At 71.5% G+C, this 19,050-nt stretch carries 17 protein-coding genes; 4 read left to right on the top strand and 13 right to left on the bottom strand.

Annotated elements, in window-relative coordinates; translation table 11 throughout:
• Window positions 1–266 precede the first annotated feature (266 nt).
• The 11 genes from ABD481_RS32345 to ABD481_RS32295 form a co-directional block, all read right to left on the bottom strand.
• Window positions 267–1,298 carry an aldo/keto reductase gene (locus tag ABD481_RS32345; RefSeq protein ID WP_344669618.1) on the bottom strand — a complete coding sequence of 344 codons (1,032 nt, stop codon included), beginning with the start codon at window positions 1,296–1,298 and terminating at the stop codon, window positions 267–269.
• Window positions 1,295–5,245 (bottom strand): ABC transporter ATP-binding protein, encoded by a 3,951-nt coding sequence (locus ABD481_RS32340; RefSeq protein ID WP_425559340.1) that lies wholly within the window; start codon window positions 5,243–5,245, stop codon window positions 1,295–1,297. Before ABD481_RS32340 ends, ABD481_RS32345 begins: the two co-directional genes overlap by 4 nt.
• Window positions 5,242–6,594, bottom strand: a complete 1,353-nt coding sequence (locus ABD481_RS32335; protein WP_344669617.1) for an LLM class flavin-dependent oxidoreductase — start codon at window positions 6,592–6,594, stop codon at window positions 5,242–5,244. The genes ABD481_RS32340 and ABD481_RS32335 overlap by 4 nt, the downstream gene beginning before the upstream one ends.
• An 18-nt stretch (window positions 6,595–6,612) precedes the next feature.
• On the bottom strand, window positions 6,613–7,473 hold the full coding sequence (locus tag ABD481_RS32330) for an ABC transporter ATP-binding protein (RefSeq protein ID WP_344669616.1): 861 nt from the start codon (window positions 7,471–7,473) through the stop codon (window positions 6,613–6,615).
• Window positions 7,449–8,369 (bottom strand): ABC transporter permease, encoded by a 921-nt coding sequence (locus ABD481_RS32325; RefSeq protein ID WP_344669615.1) that lies wholly within the window; start codon window positions 8,367–8,369, stop codon window positions 7,449–7,451. The genes ABD481_RS32330 and ABD481_RS32325 overlap by 25 nt, the downstream gene beginning before the upstream one ends.
• Window positions 8,366–9,379: an ABC transporter substrate-binding protein gene (locus ABD481_RS32320; RefSeq protein ID WP_344669614.1), complete on the bottom strand. Its 1,014-nt coding sequence runs from the start codon at window positions 9,377–9,379 to the stop codon at window positions 8,366–8,368. Before ABD481_RS32320 ends, ABD481_RS32325 begins: the two co-directional genes overlap by 4 nt.
• A gap of 256 nt (window positions 9,380–9,635) precedes the next feature.
• On the bottom strand, window positions 9,636–10,706 hold the full coding sequence (locus tag ABD481_RS32315; protein ID WP_344669613.1) for an LLM class flavin-dependent oxidoreductase: 1,071 nt from the start codon (window positions 10,704–10,706) through the stop codon (window positions 9,636–9,638).
• A 40-nt stretch (window positions 10,707–10,746) separates the two neighbouring features.
• Window positions 10,747–11,244, bottom strand: coding sequence for a flavin reductase family protein (locus tag ABD481_RS32310; RefSeq protein WP_344669662.1), 498 nt, complete (start codon window positions 11,242–11,244; stop codon window positions 10,747–10,749).
• A gap of 162 nt (window positions 11,245–11,406) precedes the next feature.
• Window positions 11,407–12,354, bottom strand: a complete 948-nt coding sequence (locus ABD481_RS32305; RefSeq protein WP_344669612.1) for a TauD/TfdA dioxygenase family protein — start codon at window positions 12,352–12,354, stop codon at window positions 11,407–11,409.
• Window positions 12,355–12,537: 183 nt separating this feature from the next.
• Window positions 12,538–12,621 (bottom strand): putative leader peptide, encoded by an 84-nt coding sequence (locus ABD481_RS32300; RefSeq protein ID WP_344669661.1) that lies wholly within the window; start codon window positions 12,619–12,621, stop codon window positions 12,538–12,540.
• An 89-nt stretch (window positions 12,622–12,710) separates the two neighbouring features.
• A complete protein-coding gene (locus ABD481_RS32295) occupies window positions 12,711–13,268 on the bottom strand; it encodes an NADPH-dependent FMN reductase (RefSeq protein WP_425559339.1) in 558 nt (185 codons plus the stop codon).
• Between the two features lie 636 nt (window positions 13,269–13,904).
• Here ABD481_RS32295 and ABD481_RS32290 point away from each other — a divergent pair.
• A complete protein-coding gene (locus tag ABD481_RS32290; protein ID WP_344669611.1) occupies window positions 13,905–15,098 on the top strand; it encodes an ROK family protein in 1,194 nt (397 codons plus the stop codon).
• Window positions 15,099–15,208: 110 nt separating this feature from the next.
• On the opposite strand, the gene ABD481_RS32285 is transcribed toward ABD481_RS32290, so the two are convergent.
• Window positions 15,209–16,108, bottom strand: a complete 900-nt coding sequence (locus ABD481_RS32285) for a TIGR03564 family F420-dependent LLM class oxidoreductase (protein WP_344669610.1) — start codon at window positions 16,106–16,108, stop codon at window positions 15,209–15,211.
• Between the two features lie 92 nt (window positions 16,109–16,200).
• Here ABD481_RS32285 and ABD481_RS32280 point away from each other — a divergent pair, with 92 nt between their 5' ends.
• Window positions 16,201–16,731, top strand: coding sequence for a TetR/AcrR family transcriptional regulator (locus ABD481_RS32280; protein ID WP_344669609.1), 531 nt, complete (start codon window positions 16,201–16,203; stop codon window positions 16,729–16,731).
• An 18-nt stretch (window positions 16,732–16,749) separates the two neighbouring features.
• On the opposite strand, the gene ABD481_RS32275 is transcribed toward ABD481_RS32280, so the two are convergent.
• On the bottom strand, window positions 16,750–17,259 hold the full coding sequence (locus tag ABD481_RS32275; RefSeq protein WP_344669608.1) for a nuclear transport factor 2 family protein: 510 nt from the start codon (window positions 17,257–17,259) through the stop codon (window positions 16,750–16,752).
• A 261-nt stretch (window positions 17,260–17,520) separates the two neighbouring features.
• Here ABD481_RS32275 and ABD481_RS32270 point away from each other — a divergent pair, with 261 nt between their 5' ends.
• Together ABD481_RS32270 and ABD481_RS32265 are read left to right on the top strand one after the other, a co-directional pair.
• The gene (locus tag ABD481_RS32270) at window positions 17,521–18,660 is read left to right on the top strand and encodes an AI-2E family transporter (protein WP_344669607.1); all 1,140 of its coding nucleotides are present in this window, start codon (window positions 17,521–17,523) and stop codon (window positions 18,658–18,660) included.
• 101 nt (window positions 18,661–18,761) lie between these two features.
• A complete protein-coding gene (locus ABD481_RS32265) occupies window positions 18,762–19,001 on the top strand; it encodes a hypothetical protein (protein WP_344669606.1) in 240 nt (79 codons plus the stop codon).
• The last annotated feature ends 49 nt before the right edge of the window (window positions 19,002–19,050 follow it).

Here is a 19,050-nt window from a genome sequence, read left to right as displayed (position 1 = left end):
CGTTCCTGCGGGCTGCGTCTGCGCCGGCTATGCGGCAGCTGGAAGAGGGTCCGAGGTAGGCTCTGATCGCGATGGCTGCTACGGCCAAGATGGCGAGGGTGATCCAATGCTGCCTGGTCATGTGTTCTCCCCGCGGCGAGTGCCATCGTCGATGGCGCTGCGTCATCGAGGTCCATTGAAGCAGAACTCTGATACGTGGGTCGGGCGGTCGGGGTGTGGCCGTCCCGCCCGGCCCGCGTTGCCGCTGTTCGACGGCGGGTTCGGCCTCAGCCCCTTCGGCGCCGCGTGGACTCGGTGATCGACGGCGGGTAGTACCCCGCATCGCGCGAAGACAGCGTGACTCCCGGCGGCACGATCTTGTCGATCTCGTCCAGTACGTCCGGGGCCAGTCGCAGCGACGCCGCTCCCAGCTGCCCCTCAAGGTGCTCGAAGGTGCGCGGGCCGATGATCGGTGCCGTCACGGCCGGGTGTTCGAGGACGAAGGCCAGGGCCAGGTGCACCAGCGAGATGCCCGCCTCCTCGGCGAGCAGTGCCAACGCCTCCACCGCCTGGAGTTTCTCAGTGTTCTCCGGGTCGCCGATCTCGAACCGTCCCTGTTGCAGCGCCCCGCGGCTGGTCTCGGGCTGCGGGCCGCCGGCGCGGAACTTGCCGCTCAGCCAGCCTCCGGCCAGCGGGCTCCACGGGATCACCGCGAGTCCGTACTTCTGGGCGATCGGCAGCACTTCGCGTTCGATGCCGCGGGCCAGGATCGAGTACGGCGGCTGCTCCGCGACCGGCCGCTCCCGCCCGCGCCGCTCGGCCGTCCACTGGGCCTCGACGATCCCGGAGGGCTCGAACGTCGACGTGCCGATGTAGCGGATCTTGCCCTGGTGGACCAGGTCGGACAGCGCCCCGAGGGTCTCGTCGACATCGGTGTCGTCCTCGGGCCGGTGCACCTGGTAGAGGTCGATGTGGTCGGTCCGCAACCGGGTGAGCGACTCCTCGACCGCCTTGAGGATCCAGCGCCGGGAGTTGCCGAAGCGGTTGACGTCCTCGCCCATCCGGCCGTGGAACTTCGTGGCGAGGAAGACGTCGTCGCGGCGGCCGGCGAGGGCCTTGCCGACGATCGTCTCGGACTCGCCCTGGCTGTAGACGTCGGCCGTGTCGATCAGGTTGATCCCGGCGTCGAGCGCACGGTGGATGATCCGGACGCTGTCCTCGTGGTCCGGGTTGCCGCGCGGCCCGAACATCATGGTGCCCAGCGCGAGCGCGCTGACCTTCACGCCGGTACGGCCGAACGGGCGCAGGGGTATGGTCATCGGTTCTCTCCTTGTGATTGCGACAGAAGGTCGACATCAGGGGATTGTGACAAGAGGGCGCTGTCAGGAGACTGTGATAGAACAACAACATCAGAAGACTGTGACAACGTGTCGACGTCGGCCTTGGGGCCGGCGCTCTGGAACGCCTGCCACAGCCGGGCATAGGGCCCGTCCGCGTGCAGCAGCTCGCCGTGCGCGCCGCTTTCGAGCACCCGGCCGTGGCCGAGCACCACGATCCGGTCGGCGGCCATCGCGGTGGTGAGCCGGTGCGCCACCACGATCGTGGTCCGCCGCCGGGTCAGCGCCGCCGTCGCCCGCCCGACCCGCCGCTCGGTGGCCAGGTCCAGCGCGGCCGTGGCCTCGTCGAGCAGCAGGACGTCCGGATCGACGAGCTCGGCCCGGGCCAGCGCCAGCAGCTGCCGCTGCCCGGCCGACAGCGTCCGGCCCCGCTCCCCGACGTCGGTGAGGTAGCCGTGCCGCAGCCCGGCGATCATCTCGTGCGCGCCGACCGCCCGGGCCGCCGCCTCCACCTCGGTGTCGGTGGCGTCGGGCCGGCCGTACGCGATCGCGTCGCGCACCGTGCCGCCGCCGATGTGCGACTCCTGCGGCACGATGCCCAGCCGGTGCCGGAACTGGCCGAGGTCGAAGTCGCGGACGTCGACGCCGTCGATGCGGACCGCGCCCGCCGTCGGGTCGTAGAACCGGGCCACCAGCTTGACGATCGTCGATTTGCCGGCGCCGGTGGTCCCGACCAGGGCGACGGTCTCACCCGGCGCGATGCGGAAGCTGACGCCGTGCAGCACCTCACGGGGTTCGGCGCCGTCGGCCTCGGTCCGATAGCCGAAGCCGACGTTGTCGAACTCGATCGCCCCGGCCAGTTCCGTTACCGGCACTGGGGAATCCGACGCCGGGGTCGCCGAGGGCGTGCGCATCAGCGCTCGAAGCCGTCCCAGCCCAACGACAGCCTGCTGATACCCGTCGAAGACCTGGGACAGCTGCTGGATCGGCGAGAAGAACAGATCGACGCAGAGCAGGAACGCGATCAGCGTCCCCGCCGAGAGCGCCCCCGAGCGGACCTGCTGTGCCCCCGCGTAGAGCACCGCCGCGCTGGAGGCGACGCTGAGGAACTCCACAAAAGGGAAGAACGTCGCCATCAACCGCTGCGCATACAGGCGCGAGTCCCGGAACGCCCAAGCCCGCCGGGCGAAGGCCCCATGGTTGTACGCCTCACGCCCGAACGCCTGCGTGACCCGGATCAGCGTCACGTTCTCCTGGAGATCGGCGTTGACCGCGCTGACCTTCTCCCGGGCGTCGAGATACGCCGGCACCGACCGCCGCCGGAAGACGGCGGTCGCGAGCACCAGGACCGGCAGCGCGGCGACCAGGACCAGCGCCAGCCCGGCGTCGATGACCAGAAGCGCGATCAGCACACCGAACACCGTCAGCACACTGACCACGAACGTCGCCAGCCCGGTCTGGAGGAAGTTCGACAGCGAGTCCACGTCCGTCGTCATCCGCGTCATGATCCGGCCGGCCTGCTCCCGCTCGTAGTAGTCGAGCCCGAGCCGCTGCAACTGCGCGAATGTCTTGACCCGCAACGTATAGAGCAACCGCTCGCCGGTGCGACCGGTGACGCGGACCTGACAGATCCCTGCGATCCAGTCCGCGCCGACGATCGCGGCCGCCGCCAGCGACACCACCGCCAGCGCGCGCTCGGAGCCGCGCGCGATGCCGGAGTCGACGCCGTGCCGCACCAGGATCGGCACGGCGATCTCGGCCGCCGCGTCCAGGGCGACCAGGATCAGGCCCAGCAGCAGGGCACTGCGAAAGGGCCGGATCAGCGACGCGAGCCCGAAGTGCGGATCGGCGGCGCGCGCCTGCTCGGAGGGCACATCAGGATCCTGGTCCACCAGCGGTACCCGCGCCAGATGCGCCAGCATCGCCGGCGTCGGCGGCGCCGACCCGAGCACGCCGCCGCCCAGCGACGCGCGGGCGCCGCCGCCCTGGCCCGAACCGGCCGCGCGGGCTGCGAACGCTTGAGCGACCCGCAGCCCCACCGTTTCCCCGACCTCATCCTCCTCGTGGGGCCGCTGCCACAGCGTCTCGGTGACGCCGCCCGGCCGGTACGGGCCCGCCGCCTCGACCGCGTCGATGTCGAGCTCGCCCGGCGCCGGCTCGCCCGACAGCAGCGCCCGGTAGACCGCGCTGCGTTCTTCGAGCTCGGCCGCGGTCCCGACGTCGACGACCCGGCCGCCGTCCAGGACCGCGATCCGGTCGGCCAGCTCCAGCGTCGAGGCCCGGTGCGCGATGATCAGCGTGGTGCGCCGCCGGGTGACGCCGTGCAGGCCGGCGTGGATCTCCTTCTCCACCCGGGCGTCGATCGCCGAGGTGGCGTCGTCGAGGATCAGCACCGCGGGATCCCGCAGGATCGCGCGGGCCAAAGCGATCCGCTGCCTCTGCCCGCCGGACAAGGTCAGTCCTTGCTCGCCCACGACCGTGTCGTAGCCGTCCGGCAGCCCGTCGACGAACTCGTCCGCGCGGGCGATCCGCGCCGCCGCGCGGATCCGCTCGATCGAGGCGTCCGGCTCGGCGAAGGCGATGTTCGCCCGGATTGTCCCGGATATCAGACGGCTGTCTTCGAACACGAACCCCAGTCGCGAGCGCAGCGAGGCCAGCCGCAGGTCGCGGACGTCGATCCCGCCCACGCGCACCGACCCCGCCGACGGGTCGTAGAAGCGCGGGACGAGATGCGCCGCCGTCGATTTGCCGGACCCGGCCGTGCCGACGAGCGCGATGGTCTCGCCCGGCTCCACCCGCAGCGAGAAGCCGTTCAGCAGCGGCGTGCCGCCTTCCTCGCCGTGGCCGTAGACGACGCCGTCCCACTCCAGCGCGAGCGGAACGTCCGGGAGTTCGACGGCGTCGGGGCGGTCCGTGATGCCCGGCGTGACGTCGACGATGTCGAGCACCCGCTCGACCCCGGCCCGGGCCTGCTGCCACACGGTCAGCAGCGTCGCCACCTGCCGGACCGGGTTCACGAAGGAACTCAGATACGTGGTGAACGCCAAAAACGTGCCCAGCGTGATGTCGCCGCGCAGCGCCAGCCACCCGCCCAGCGCCAGCACGGCGACCTGTCCCAGCGGCGGCACGGCTTGCAGCGCCGGGTTGTAGCGGCTGGTCAGCCGCGCGACCCGTACCCGCGAGGAGAACAGCCGCCGGGCCCGGCTTTCGAGCTCCCGGATCTCCCGTTCCTCCTGGCCGAACCCCTTGACCACCCGGACGCCGGTGACGGCCTCCTCGACGCCGGTGGCGACCTCGGCCGCCTCCTGCTGCGCGTGCCAGTTGGCCGGGAACAGGTCGTTGCGGCTGCGCCGGACGATCACGTACAGCGCCGGCGCCACCACCAGCGCGACCAGCGTCAGCAGCGGCGAGAGCACCGCCATGAACACCAGCGAGACGGCGAACATCAGGAAGTTGCCGGTCATGTTCGGCAGCATCTGCAACAGCTGCTGGATCAGGGTGATATCAGAGATCGAACGGCTCACGACCTGGCCGATCCGCAGCTCGTCCTGATAGCCGCCTCCGAGCCGCAGCAGCGAGGCGAGCGCGTCGTTGCGCAGGTCGTACTGGACGCCGAGCGACAGCCGGCCGGAGCAGTAGCGGCGCAGGAAGCTCGCGGCGAACCGCACCAGTCCCAGTCCGGCCAGGATCAGCAGCCACGGCGTCATCCGCAGCGCGTGGTCGTCGACGCCGTCGACGATGTGCCGCAGCACCAGAGGCAGCACCGCGGAGGCGATGGCCGCCACGAGCGCCGCTCCGTACGCGGCGGCCAGGTCGCCGCGGTGCCGCAGACAGTAGCCGGCGAGGCGTCGCAGCCAGCTGACATCGACATCCGGCGGCCGGACGCCGTCCGGGGCCGGCGGCTCCGGACGGCTCGGGGCAGCGGTCACGAAGCGACGCCCGCGGTGTGGATCTGGTTGGCCGGGCGGGCCAAACCGTAGTGGTCGCGCAGCGTGGTGCCTTCGTACTCGGTGCGGAACAGGCCGCGCTCCTGGAGGATCGGGACGACCTTGTCCACGAACGCCTCCAGCCCCGAGGGGAGGACGGCCGGCATGATGTTGAAGCCGTCGGCGGCGCCGTTCTCGAAGTAGTGCTGGATGGTGTCGGCGACCTGCACCGGCGTGCCGGTGAAGGTGCGGTGGCCGCGGCCGCCGCCGAGGCGGGCGATCAGCTGGCGCACGGTCAGGTTCTCCCGCCGGGCCAGATCGACGATGAGCGTGTAGCGGCTCTTGGCGTCCTGGATCTCGTCCTCCTTCGGCAGCAGGTCCAGCGGCAGCGGCCGGTCCAGGTCGAGCGCGTCGGGGTCGAGCCGGAAGCGGTCGGCCAGGTTGCGCTTCTGGTGCTCCGGGTCGATCAGCCGTTCGAGCTGGTCCTCCAGGTCGCGGGCCGCGGCCTCGGTGTCGCCGATGACCGGGACGATGCCCGGCAGGATCTTGATACTCTCGGGGTCGCGTCCGCGCCGCACCGCGCGGGCCTTGAGGTCGGTGTAAAAGGCCTGTGATTCCTCCAGCGTCTGCTGTGCGGTGAAGACCGCCTCGGCCCAGGTGGCAGCGAACTCCTTGCCATCCTCCGAGGAGCCGGCCTGGACCAGCAGCGGCCAGCCCTGCGGCGGGCGCGGCGAGTTCAGCGGGCCGTCGACGCGGAAGAACCGGCCGCGGTGGTTGATCGGGCGGACCAGGGCCGGCACTGTGTGCACGCCGGCCGCCTTGTCCGCGATCGTCGCGTCGTCGGCCCAGCTGTCCCACAGCTTGGTGGCGACGTGGACGAACTCGTCGGCCCGCTCGTACCGCTCCTTGTGCGGCGGCACGTCGTCGAAGCTGAAGTTGCGGGCGGCGTCGGCCCCGGCCGTGGTGACGATGTTCCAGCCGACCCGGCCGTTCGAGGCGATGTCCACCGACGCGAAGCGCCGGGCCAGGTTGAACGGCTCGTTGTAGGACGTGGACGCGGTGGCGATCAGGCCGATGTGCTCGGTGGCCCCGGCGATGACGGTCAGCAGCACGGTCGGTTCCAGCTTGCCCGGCGGCCGCCGCGCGGGGTCGTGGCCCTGGGCCGGGCTGTCGGCGAAGAAGATCGAGTCCAGTTTGCCGCGCTCGGCGATCCGGGCGACGCGTTTGTAGTACTCGACGTCCCAGACCGCGTACGGGTCGGACTCCGGCAGGCGCCACGACGCCTCGTGATGGCCGGTGTCCATGAGGAACGCGTTGAGATGGAGCTTCCTGCCGGTCTTGGCGGTGCCCATGGGTGGGTTCGTGTCCTTTCAGGACGCCCGGCGCGTGCCGGGGGCGATGAAGTCGGAGCCGAGGTGTTCGCCGGTGGCGCCCAGGGCGTCGAGCAGCTGTCGGCGCAGCGCGGCGAAGCCCGGGTCCGCCTGCGACCGCTCCTCCAGGTCGACGCGGACGTCGGTGCCGACGACGCCCTCGTCGAGCAGGATCACCCGGTCGGCGAGCACGATCGCCTCGTCGACGTCGTGGGTCACCAGCAGCACCGCCGGCTTGTGCACCGCGCAGAGCTTGCGCAGCAAGGCGTGCATCTGCAGGCGGGTGAGGGCGTCGAGCGCACCGAACGGCTCGTCGGCGAGCAGCAGCTGAGGCTCGCGGACCAGCGAGCGGGCCAGCGCGGCGCGTTGCTGCTGGCCGCCGGACAGCTCGCCGGGCCAGGCCCGTTCGCGCCCGGCCAGGCCGACCTCCGTCAGCGCGCGCCGGCCGCGTTCGGCGGCGTCCTTGCCCTCCAGGCCGAAGGTCACGTTGGCCAGCAGCCGCCGCCACGGCAGCAGCCGGGAGTCCTGGAAGACGACCGAGACCTGCCGCGGGACCGAGATCCTGCCGTAGCCTTCGACATCCCGGTCGAGCCCGGCCAGGGCGCGCAGCAGAGTGCTCTTGCCGCTGCCGGAGCGCCCGATCAGCGCGACGAACTCGCCCGGCGCGATGTCCAGGTCCAGGCCGTTGAGCACGCCGCCGGACCGGTTGAAGCTGCGGTGCAGGTTGCGGACCGTGACGCCGGCGGTGGTCGCCGCGGTGGCCCCGACTGCCGTGGTGCTCCCTGCCGCCGTGGCCCCGGCTGTGTCCGTCACCGTCGCCGTCGCAGAGTCCGTAGTCACCCCTCCAACGTCTGTCGCCATGACAGGGCCCTCCTTTCCACGAGCCGGACCGCGGAGTCGGCGAGGAAGCCGTAAATGCCGTACAGCACCAGGCCGACGACGATGACCGAGGTCTGCCCGTACTCCTGGGCCAGCGTCATCATGTGGCCGATGCCGGACAGCGAGTTGTACTGCTCGACCACGACCAGGCCGAGCATCGCGCCGGTGACCGCGAACCGCAGGCCCAGCAGAAAGCCGGGGAGCGCGCCGGGCAGCACCACGTGCCGCAGGAACGTGCCGCGCTTGATGTCCAGGGTCTCGGCGAGCTCGGCGTAGCGTCCGTCGATGCCGCGCAGCCCGTTGTGGGTGTTGATGTAGATCGGGATCATCGAGATCAGCGCGATGGTGATGATCTTCATCTCCTCGCCGATGCCGAACCAGGCCACGAACAGCGGGATCAGGGCCAGCGTCGGGATGGAGCGTTTGACCTGGATCGGCCCGTCGATGACGGCCTCACCGAGCCGGGACAGGCCGGAGACGAGGGCCAGGACGAAGCCGGTCGCCGTGCCCAGCGCCAGTCCGTATCCGGCGCGCCCCAGCGAGGCGGTGATGTTGCTGAGCAGGTCGTGGTGATTCCACTGCTCGCCGAACTCCTTGACGACGTCCCACGGCGCGGTGAGCACCTGCGGGGCGATGAAGCCGGCCAGCGAGCCGGTCACCCAGACGGCCAGCAGCAGCGTGGGGCCGATCCAGAGGGCGAAGCGGATCCGGCGTCCGGGCCCGAGCCGGCGGCGGACGACGCGCAGGTCCAGCGTCGCGTCCTCGGCCGGGGCGGTGGCGGCGGCGGTGGCGGCGTCGGCGCCGGTGGCAGTGGCGGCGCCGGCGTCGGTGGTGCTGATGGCCACGCCGGCTTGGTGGTGCAGGACGACGTCGCTCATGACGCCGCCCCGCCGACCACGTCCGATCCGGCCGCCGCGGCCTCCACCGCCGCGAAGCGCGTGTCGACGACCTCTGCGACGTCGAACTTCGGGTTGCCCTGGTTCTGGGCCAGCAGATCGGCGGTCGCCTGGAGCCGGGCATCCGCGTTCGTCCAGTCCGTCGGGATCCCGGTCTCGCCCTTGACCTGCACCGCGTGCTGCGCGTCGGCGGCGCTCAAGCCCTGGTTCTGCTGGTAGTAGAGCTTGGCCCACTCGTCCGGGTGAGTGTTCTGCCACAGCAGTGCCTTGGTGCGGGCCGCGACGTAGTGCCGGAGCGCCGCGGCCTTGCCCGGGTCCTGGACCGAGGACGTGAGGCAGTACAGCGTCGAGGCGTCGTCCCGGATGCCGGTGTCGATCGCCGAGGAGCCGGAGTACTGGTGCAGGTACGTCGCGATCGTGCTGTTGCCCAGCGGTGCGACGTCCACGGCGTGGCTGCCGAGCGCCTGGTTGTAGGTGCTCGCCGTGCTCGGCAGGTCCACGAGCGTGACGTCGTTCTTGCTGAGCCCGGCCTTCTGCAACACCCGCAGGACCAGGGCGCCCTGGGCCTGGCCGGCGCTGTAGGCGATCTTCTTGCCCTTGAGGTCCGTCAGGGTTCTGACGGCCACGCCGGGCGCGATGCCGAGCTGGTAGACCGGGTGCGAGAGCGGGTCGATCGTGACCGACTGGAACACGATCTTCGTGGGCGTGCCGGTCCAGTGCGCGAACAGCGAGGGGATGTCGGCGACCGCGCTGCAATCCAGCTGGTTGCCCCGGAACGCCTTGATGCTGTCCGGCCCGCCGCTGATGTTGGCCCACTTGACGGTGACGCCCTCGGCGGCGAGCTGCTTGTCCAGTCCCGCGGCCTGGATCGCGATCTGCACTGCCGGGTCGCCGATCCGCAGCACGGCGTCGGAGGGCACGGTGGTGGGGATCGCGGCGGTCAGCGCCAGGGCCGGGTGGCTCGAGTCGCTGCATCCTGATACTCCGACCACGGTCGCGATCGCGGCCGCCGTCGCCGCGATCGCGGTCCTGCGCGAGGCCGACCGGCGACGGGGGGTGCGACGGGGGGCGGGGCGGGGGGTGCGACGGGGATCGGGACGGGGATCGCGGCGAGACGCGCGACTCCTGGTGGGTTCCTGGTTGGTCATGAGGGCTCGGCCTTCCGAAAAGTCTTTCATTCATATAGATTCAGTAGAGTTTCGGGCAAGCGTGTCCCAGGGCGCGGACACCGCGGTGCGAGCGGCGGTCTCAGACCGCGACCGGCTCCCGCAGCCGCCCGATCAGCGCGTCGCCCACGCGAGCGGTTTCCTGCTTGTAGGGCGTGTCCGACAGGATGAAGTGGCTGATGCCGAGGTCGGCGTATTTGCGCAGCGCCGCGGCGACCTGATCGGCCGAGCCGACCAGCCAGGTGGTGCCGGCGCCGCCGCCTCCGTACCGGCCGGGCGTCGTGAACAGGCAGTCGTCCAAGACCTCGCCGCGCTCGAACAGATCAAGGAGCCGCTGCTGGCCGACCGCGGGCGCCCGGCCCTTCGACACGCCGCTGCGGTCGGGCTGCGCGCCGTTGCGCTCCGCGAGCTGCGCGACCTTCGCCTCGGCGGCCTGCCAGGCCTCCTCCGGGGTGTCGCGGACGAGCGTGGTGATCCGCAGTCCGAACTCCAGCGGCGCCAGGTCGCGGTCCAGATCGCGGCTGAGCACCCGGAGGCGCTCGATGCGTTCGGCGATGTCGTCCAGCGGTTCGCCCCAGAACAGCTGGACGTCGGCCTCCGTCGCCGAGACCCGCTCCGCCGCCGCCGACGCGCCGCCGAAGTACAGGCGCGGTCCGCCGTCGGGAAGCCGCGGCACGACCGTCGAGCCGGTCACCTGGAAGTGCTCGCCGGCGAAGGTCACGTCCTCCTCGGTCCACAGCCGCCGTGCGATCCGCATGAACTCCTTCGTACGGGCATACCGCTGCGCCTGGTCGCCCTCGGCGTCCCCGTACGCGGCGAGATTGTCCTGCCCGCTGACGATGTTGATCAGCAGCCGACCGCCCGACAGGTGCGACAGTGTCGCCGCCGCGCTCGCGAAATGCGCCGGCCGCCAGTAGCCGGGCCGGATCGCCGCGAGCGGCTTGAACGTGCTGGTCCGCGCCGCGACCGCGGTGGCGACGGTGAACGTGTCGGGACGGCCCCACCCGGTGCCGAACAGCGCGCCGGACCAGCCGTGGCGCTCGGCGGTGACGGCCAGGTCGAGGGTGAAGTCCAGGGTGCCCCAGCCGTCGGCGGTGTCGTCGCCCCGATGGCCGGGCTCGATGGTGTTGGGGACGTACCAGAGGAATTCCATGTGTCCTTCTTCGACGATCACTTCAAGACGTGCCGCGCGGTCAGGCGGCCAGGGTGCGGAAACCGCTGCGGTGGAAGACCAGGGGCGAGCCTTCGGCGGCGGCCGCCCTGGCGTGCACCCGCAGCAGGACGATCGTGTGGTCCCCGGCCTCGACCTCGCGGTGGACGCTGGTGGCGAAGTGCGCCAGGCCGTCCTCGACGAATCCGGCCCCCTCGGCGGTGCGGGCGAGCGGGATCCCCTCGAACCGCGCGCCGACCGGCCCCGCCAGCTGCCTGGCGAACCCGCGATGGTGGTCGGCCAGGACCGTGATGCCCAGGTGGTCGGCGCCGCGCAGTTCCGGCCAGGTCTTCGAACCGTTCGCGATCGAGACCGACACCAGCGGCGGGTCCAGGCTCACCGAGGTGAAGGAGCTGGCCGCGAGGCCGATCGGCCGGTCGTCGACGAAGGCCACGACGGAGACGACGCCGGAGGGGAAGGCGCCGAACACCTCGCGCAGCCCGGCGGGGGAGAGGTCCTGGTTGGTGGCGAAGAGGGCCACGGCCGACCCCGAGGGTCGATCACGATGACGGGACAAGGCGGCCTCCTCAAGGCGGCGGGCAAAGGGGAACGGGGAGCCGGGGGGCCGGCTCACCGCGCCGCCGCGCTGCCGTGCCGGTGACAGCACGGCAGCACGGCAGCACGGCAGTGCGGCGCACGGGTATCAGGACGCGACGACGGCGGCCTCGGCCAGGAACGGCTTGCCGGCGATCAGCTCGGACTCCCGGCCGTCGACGCCCACCGGGCGGTCGCCGATCAGGGTGACGCGGTGCAGCGTGCGCTGGACATGCAGGTGGTCCAGGTCCGACGGCGCCAAGTGCGAGGTGGCGCGGTTGTCCCAGAACGCGACGTCGCCCGCGCGCCAGCGGAACCGGACCGTGTACTCCGACCGGGTCAGGTGCTCGTAGAACAGCTCCAGGATCCGCCGGGACTCGACCGCGTTCAGCCCGACGATGTGGTCGGTGAAGCCGGGATTGACGAACAGCACCCGCTCACCGGTCTCGGGGTGCACCCGCACCACCGGGTGCTCGGCGATCAGCAGGTTGGCGTTGACCCGCTCGGACAGCTTCGACGACTCGTCGGTCGGCACGCGGAACCGGTGCACCGCCCGCAGCGACTCGGCCAGCCGTTGCAGCGGGGCGCTGAGGCCCTCGTAGGCGGCGGCCAGGTTGGTCCACTGGGTGTCGCCGCCGAACTCGGGCACCGTCTCCGCGCGCAGGATGGAGGCGGCCGGCGGGTTGACGGCGGCGGTGACGTCGGTGTGCCAGCCCGCGAAGTACGAGTACTGACGCTTGCGGTACTCCTGGCGGAAGTCCTCGCCGTACTTCTGCGCGTAACGGTCCGGGTCGATGGTCAGGATCTGCGGGAACTGCTCCGGCGGCGCGTCCTCGTGCGGGTGGGCGTGCGTGAGCTCGCCGAACTGCCGGGCGAAGGCGATCTGCGAACCGTGGTCCAGGCGCTGGGCGCGGAAGAAGACGACCTTGTGTTCGAGCAGCGCGGCGCGGATCGCCGCCACGGCGGCCTCGTCCAGCGGCTCGGCGAGGTCGACGTTGCCGATCTCGGCGCCGATGCGTCCGGCGACCCGGGTGACGGTGAGCTGGTTCTCGGGCATGGCGAAATGAACCTTTCAGCGGGCAGGGGGGAACAGGGAAAAGGGATGGGGAATGCCGGGACGCGAATCAGCACCGTGATGCGGAATGCTGAAAATCAGGGTCCCGAAACAATTGCCGAAGGCGCTGGTCGCGACAGAAGGGGCGACCGCGGGGCGGAGAGGACTGCCGCGAGGCGGAGAGAACTACCGCGAAGCCGGACAGACGGCGCTCGCCTGCCGCCGAAGGTCGACGTGCAGGCGGGCCACGAGAAGCACGCCGGAGGTCATGCGTTTACGATCTCAGTGCGAATAGCTCTCGTCAACAGATGGCCATTTCATCTCTACTGAAATAATGCAGGCCGGGCACCGTCCACGGCTCAGAGGGTCGGCGACGCCGGCCGGCGGAGCGCCGCGAGCACCCGGTCCTGGGAGGCGGCGAGCCAGGGCTCGTAGGCGGCGGGGTCGTCGTAGGAGGAGTCCAGCAGATACAGCGCACGCGTCGGCAGCACCGCCCCGAGTTCGGCCAGCACCGGCTTGAGGAACACCTCCGGCGCCATCGCGTGGCCGGGCCCGGCGCCGAGCATCAGCGGCACGACGACCACGCCGGCCAGCGCGTCGGACTGGAAGCGGTCCAGGAACACCTTCAGCAAGCCGGTGTACGAGGCCTTGTACGTCGGGCTGGCCACCACGAGCAGATCGAGCGCGGCGACGCCGGCCACGGCCTCGGCGGTGGCGGCGTCGGACCAGTCCAGCAGGCCGGCGCCGTATTCGGCGAGGTCCACGGTGAGGTCCGGGGCCCGCCCGGCGAGACGCTCCGCGAGATGGAGCGCGGCCTGGTAGGTGCGCGAGGCGGGCTTGGGATTGCCCACCACGACGCCGGTGCGCAGCGTCGCGGGAAGCGGCAGGGCACGGTCGGGCCCGGGGGTCTGGGTCATCAGGATTCTCCATCAGGAAGCAGGAAGCACACGACCACGCCCGGAACGGGGCGGGCGGTAGAGGAAACGGCGATCCGCTGGCGCGCCGCCACCGACGCTAGGTACGGCGACACGATGCTGTCAATCACCGACCGCCGGGATCGGCCCCGGGAATAATCGGGCCCACAGCCCGCGTTCGCAGACAACATGGTTCCCCAGGCGGCCCGTCTCAGGGCCCGGCTGTACGTCGACCTGCGCCGCCAGGCGGCCGCGCTGTGTCGGCCTCGTGAGCTGCGCGCCACCCGCTGACACCGGCGCGCGCGAGACGAACGGTCCCATATCCTGGCGCGCGGTCGGAGGCTGCCTCCCATGAAACCTGTTATCGGCGATCATCCCGGTGTCGCGGCCTGCACCGAGTCCGCGGGCCAGAACCAGGCCCGAGCCATACCTGACTGCCGCCCTGTCGCGCCGGTCCGAGCAGTGCCGGACAGAATTGCGCCGGGCAGATCAGCGCAGGACCGGACCGTGCCGGACAGAACGCCGCCGAGCCGACCGGCGCGCAGGCCCGCCCCCGCCCGCAACCCCACCCCCGCGTCCGGCCCCGCGTCCGGTCCCGCGTCCACTCCCACCCCCGCCGTCTCAGACGCCCGCCTCGTCATGGCCGGAAGGCGTGAAGCGAGCGCCGGGGCGGTCCTGCGCGCGGTCCTCGCGCACGGCCCCGTGGCCCGCAGCACGATCGCCCGCCTGACCGGGCTGTCCCCGGCCTCCATGACCGGGCACAGCACCGAGCTGATCGCGCTCGGCCTGCTGCGCGACCTGCCCGAGCAGATCCAGTCGAACGGTCTCGGCCGTCCGCACCTTCCCGTCGACATCGACACCGACCGCCATGTGGTCGGCGCCGTCCACATCGCGGTCCCGCACACCACCGTCGCGGTGCTCGATCTGCGCGGCCGGGTCCTGAAAAGCTCCCGCATTCCGCACCGGGCCGGCGACACCCCCGCCGCGTCCGCGGCCGACACGCTCCGGCACGCCGCCCGCTGCCTGCTCGACCTCCTGCACCGGTACGGCGCGGGCGCCACCCCGCTCGGCGTCGGCGTCGCCTGCGGCGGGTGGGTGGACCAGGACACCGGCACCGTCGTCGAGCACGCGATGCTCGGCTGGAGCGAGGTGCCGGTGCGCGATCTGCTGCGCGAGCACACCGGACTGCCCGTCCACGTCGACGGACACTCCCGGGCCCTCCTGCACGGCGAGCGGCTGTTCGGCGCCGCCCGCGACGCCCGGAGCGTGCTGCACCTGTTCGTCGGGAACGTCGTCGAGGCCGCCTTCGCGCTGGACGACGCCGCGCACTACGGCCCGCGCTCCCAGGCCGGAGTCATCGCGCACCTTCCCCTCGCCAACAGCGCCGAGCACTGCCCCTGCGGCCGCACCGGCTGCTTCCAGGCCTCGGTCTCCGAACGCACCGTCACCGGCCGCGCCGTCGCCACCGGCGTCGTCGCCGCCCACGACTTCCCGGCCCTGCTCACCGAGGCGCGCGCCGGCACCGAGGCGGCGGTGGACCTGCTGGTCGAGCGGGCCCGCCTGGTCGGCCAGGGCGCGGCGCTGCTGATCGACGTGTTCAGCCCCGAGCTCGTGGTCGTGGCCGACCAGGCGGTCATGGCTCTGCCATCGGTGCTGACGGCGCTGCGGGCCGAGATCGCCGTCAGCACTCGGACCCGCTTCGACGCGGCGACCGCCGTCGTGCCGTCGAGCTTCGCGGGGGACACCCTTGCCGTCGCGGGCGGCTCGGCGGTGTTGGATGCGCTCTATCGCAATCCCCTGACCGCTGTGCCCGCGCCGCGACGGCATCCGTAACGAGCCGCGCCCTGCGTGTTCCACGCGCCCTAAGCGCGCTAAGCGCCCTACGCCCCCTAAGCGCCCTACGCCCCCTAAGCGCCCTACGCCCCCTAAGCGCCCTACGCCCCCTACCTACCGGTGCGGATCGAACCCAGGAACTCGATCAACCGCTCGGCGGCCCCGAAGGCGCTGACCATCAGATCGGTCGCCCCCGCGTCGGCGTAGGCCCGCAGCTCCCGCTCCAGGGTCTGCTCGTCGCCGGCGACGATCGTCTCTCCCACGTTCGACTTGCCCTGGCGCTCGAGGATCTCCCGGTACGCAGGCATCTGCGACGCCATCGCATAACGCTCGGCCAGCTCCTGCCTGGTCCCGTCGGGATCGCTGGTCAGCGACGCGACGACCAGGGCCGCGATCCTCGGCGCGGGACGGCCCGCCTCCTGCGCGGCGCGATTGATCAGGGGTGCGACATGCTCGCCGATGATCCGCGGGCCGGCCCACACCGTGGTCGTCCCGTCCGCCAGCTCCCCGGCGGTCCGCAGCATGACCGGGCCGAGCGCCGACAGCAGCAGCGCGGGCCGCTTCGCCTCCGGAGCGTCGACCCGGCCGACAGCGGTGATCCGCTCGCCCCGGTATTCGGTCGGACGGCCGTCGAGCAGGGAGCCGAGCACCTCCAGGTACTCGCGGGTGTGCTGGGCCGGCTTCTCGTAGGCGAGCCCGAACTGGCCCTCGATGACCGCCGGATGGCTCGGCCCGACGCCCAGCGTGAAACGGTTGCCGGTGGCGGCCTGCGCGGTCAGCGCCTGGGCGGCCAGGGCCAGCGGGTGCCGGGGAAAGGTCTGGGTGACCGCCACGCCCACCTCGATCCCCGGTACTTCACGGCCGCAGATCGCCGCGAGGCCGATCGCGTCCCAGGAGCCCACCTGCCCGAAGAACGCTGAGTCCAGGCCCGCCGCGGCCGCCGCCCGCGTTTGCTCGACGTGCCGATCCACGCTCAGCGACTCGCCGCCTGAGAAGAATCCCCACCGCATAACACCCTCCAAAGTGAACCTGAGGTTCCGCTTCCACTTCGGAGGCTACACTAACCTGAACCCGGTATTCCGGTTCTGACGAAAGGCTGTCCGTGCGATCCGATGCGCGCCGCAACCGCGACCTGATCCTCGGCGCGGCGGTCGACCTCTTCATCGAGCGCGGTCCCGCGGCTTCGATGGAGGAGATCGCGCGCTCCGCCGGGCTCGGCGTCGGCACGCTCTATCGCCACTTCCCCGACCGCCAAAGCCTGCTGGAGGAGATCGCCGCCGACAGCTTGCGGCGGCTCTACGACTACGCTCAGGCGCGCCTGGACACGGCGCCTTCGGGCTGGGACGCGTTCGTCGGCATCATCGAGCAGTGCGTGGCGCTTCCGCTGGCTCTCACCAAGGCGGTCAGCGAGACGCCCTTGGACAAGCCCGAGCTCGATGCGCTCGCGGAGCGCAGCGACGCCCTCATCGCCGAGGCCGTCACCCGCGCGCAGAAGCAGGGCGACCTGCGTCGGGATCTCTCTCCCGCGCAGGTCGCCGACATGCTGAGCGTGATCGTCTGCCGCCCCGGAATCCGTCCGGGCGATCCGCTGATCACGGTGTTCCTGGACGGCCTCCGCCTTCGCCCCGCGTAGGGCGGACGACCGGGTGGATCAGCCCCCGAAGATGGCTGTCGGATCCCCGGTGAACCAGGCGTTCTCGATCCGCATCCGCCGGATCACCCAGCGGTCCCCGTCGCGCTCGAGGTCGCAGGAGTAAGGGTTCTTCAACAGGGCGAACACGCCGTGGTCGGCCGTCAGCAGGTGCTGCGCCTCCACCAGCGCGGTCAGGCGCGCGGTGTCGCCGTCGACCGCGACGCGGACGTTGGTGACCTGGTGCGTGGTGTCGACGCGGCCGGTGAACATCGCCAGGATCGCGCCGACGATCTGGTCCCGGCCGGTCATCAGCGGCGGGCTCGCGCCCCAGCGGGCGGCGGCGGGACGGAAGTCCAGCTCGGCGTCGGCGGCGAAGGCGGAGGCGAACAGCTCGGCGTTCTTCAGGTCCTGGCCCAGGCCGAACCGGTACAGCGCGTCCGCGATCTCGGCGCGGTCGCGCAGCTCCGCGGCGACGGCAGACGGGTCGGAGGACTTCGCGGCCAGCGCTTGCGTATCGACGACGTGCATGAGTGTGCTCCTTGAGTGATCGATCACAACGGCACTGGACCAAACCGCTCCGGCCGCGGCCGCATTCCTGCGTTCGAACTCTGATCACAGAGTGGACCGGCTCACAGAACGGACCGGCTCACAGAGTCGACCGGCGCCGCCGGTTTGGCTTCTCCGAAGCCGGTCATCAGGATCCGGCCGCCGGGGGTTCCCTCGTCCGGCGGCGATCGCATCCGTCACTGGACTGGCATCGAGCGGATGCGGCGGCGAGGAGGAGTCCGCATGCCAAGACCGTTCCGGATCCGTGACGAAGCATCCCAGCCTGACGTCTCCTGGGTGGGGATGGGGTTCGGCCTCGGAACCGGGCTCCTCCTCGCCTATGCGCTCGCGCAGGCGCTGCTCGGGGCCGAGCAGGTGCTGGTGCTGGCGCTGCTGTCGTTGTTCCTGGCGGTGAGCCTGGAGCCGGCGGTCGGCGTGCTCGTCCGGCTGGGGGCCCGGCGCGGCGTCGCGGTGGCGGTGGTCGTGGTGGCCGTGCTCGGGATGGTGGCGGGCTTCGTCGCCCTGGCCGTGCCGCCGGTCACGACCGAGATCGACGCGCTGGTCAACGCGGTGCCGGTGTGGATCCAGGAGCTGCACGACCACCACTCCACCCTCGGCCGGCTGGAGGACCGGTACCAGGTGCTGGAGAAGCTGAAGCAGCACTTCTCCGGCGGGGACGCGGCGTCGGCGCTGTTCAGCGGGGTGCTGGGCATGGGCCGGCGGCTGGTCGGCGCGCTCGCGGGCCTGCTGGCGGTGAGCACGCTGACGATCTACCTGCTGACCGGGATGCCGGTGATCAAGCGGTTCGCGCTGCGGTTCGTCCGCGAGCCGAGCCGGGACGCCGTCGGGGACCTCACCGACCGGATCGTCGCCCAGGTCGGACGCTACATGCTGGCCAACGTCGCGACGTCGGTGCTGGCCGGGCTGGCGACCTTCGCCTGGGCCTGGCCGTTCGGGGTGCCGTATCCGGTGCTGCTGGGGGTGTTCGTCGCCATCATGGACCTGATCCCCATCATCGGCTCCACGGTCGGCGGCATCGTGGTGAGCCTGGTGGCGCTGACCGTCTCGGTGCCGGTCGCCGTCGCGACCGGCGTGTTCTACACGCTGTTCCGCTTCGCCGAGGACCACCTGGTGAACCCGCTGACCATGAAGTACGTCGTGCGCATCCATCCGGCGGCGACCATGCTCGCGGTGCTGGCCGGCGGCACGCTGCTGGGGATCATCGGGGCGCTGGTCGCGGTGCCGGCGGCGACCGCGGTGAAGCTGATCCTGGAGGAAGTCGTGTTCCCGGCCCGGGACGAGGCCGTGGAACCGGCCGCCGACCTGGCACGGGACGAGGCCATGGAGGAACCGGTCGCCGACGCGGCTCCGATCGGAACCTGAAAGGAAACGCCAAGGTTCGGCCACAGTCTGTGGGAAGTGGGCTTGGTCCTATGGCTTCCAGGACGGCGACAGACGCCGTCCGGTTCCTGAGGAGGACCAGCATGAGCATGCGTAAGAGGATCGTCATCGCCACCGTCGTCGCCGCGGCGGCCGCGACGTCCGCCGGTGCCGCGTTCGCGGCCGACGGCGGCGGCAGCAGCGGCGGCAAGGGCACCTGCGCCACGGCCAAGACCGCGCCCGGCAGCGCCGTCACGGTGATCGCCCACGGCGACGACTGCGGCTCCGTCGGCAAGGGGCCGGGGGACGCGGGCAAGGCGACGTCGTTCAGCTCCAAGAACTAGTCGCACCGCGGGTTCGGTCTCAGTGACGTCTCAGGCAGGAGAGTAAGAC

The organism is Catenulispora yoronensis (genome assembly GCF_039531695.1).
GTDB classification, from domain to species: domain Bacteria; phylum Actinomycetota; class Actinomycetes; order Streptomycetales; family Catenulisporaceae; genus Catenulispora; species Catenulispora yoronensis.
This window is presented reverse-complemented; position numbering and strand designations above follow the sequence as displayed.

What these genes read in the sequence shown, in the direction of transcription:
- ABD481_RS32325 (WP_344669615.1), bottom strand. Translation starts at nt 8,369, where the DNA reads ATGAGCGACGTCGTCCTGCACCACCAAGCCGGCGTGGCCATCAGCACC.
- ABD481_RS32290 (WP_344669611.1), top strand. Translation starts at nt 13,905, where the DNA reads ATGGCCGGAAGGCGTGAAGCGAGCGCCGGGGCGGTCCTGCGCGCGGTC.
- ABD481_RS32300 (WP_344669661.1), bottom strand. Translation starts at nt 12,621, where the DNA reads ATGACCTCCGGCGTGCTTCTCGTGGCCCGCCTGCACGTCGACCTTCGG.
- ABD481_RS32270 (WP_344669607.1), top strand. Translation starts at nt 17,521, where the DNA reads ATGCCAAGACCGTTCCGGATCCGTGACGAAGCATCCCAGCCTGACGTC.
- ABD481_RS32335 (WP_344669617.1), bottom strand. Translation starts at nt 6,594, where the DNA reads ATGGGCACCGCCAAGACCGGCAGGAAGCTCCATCTCAACGCGTTCCTC.
- ABD481_RS32330 (WP_344669616.1), bottom strand. Translation starts at nt 7,473, where the DNA reads ATGGCGACAGACGTTGGAGGGGTGACTACGGACTCTGCGACGGCGACG.
- ABD481_RS32315 (WP_344669613.1), bottom strand. Translation starts at nt 10,706, where the DNA reads ATGGAATTCCTCTGGTACGTCCCCAACACCATCGAGCCCGGCCATCGG.
- ABD481_RS32305 (WP_344669612.1), bottom strand. Translation starts at nt 12,354, where the DNA reads ATGCCCGAGAACCAGCTCACCGTCACCCGGGTCGCCGGACGCATCGGC.
- ABD481_RS32295 (WP_425559339.1), bottom strand. Translation starts at nt 13,268, where the DNA reads ATGACCCAGACCCCCGGGCCCGACCGTGCCCTGCCGCTTCCCGCGACG.
- ABD481_RS32345 (WP_344669618.1), bottom strand. Translation starts at nt 1,298, where the DNA reads ATGACCATACCCCTGCGCCCGTTCGGCCGTACCGGCGTGAAGGTCAGC.
- ABD481_RS32275 (WP_344669608.1), bottom strand. Translation starts at nt 17,259, where the DNA reads ATGCACGTCGTCGATACGCAAGCGCTGGCCGCGAAGTCCTCCGACCCG.
- ABD481_RS32265 (WP_344669606.1), top strand. Translation starts at nt 18,762, where the DNA reads ATGAGCATGCGTAAGAGGATCGTCATCGCCACCGTCGTCGCCGCGGCG.
- ABD481_RS32285 (WP_344669610.1), bottom strand. Translation starts at nt 16,108, where the DNA reads ATGCGGTGGGGATTCTTCTCAGGCGGCGAGTCGCTGAGCGTGGATCGG.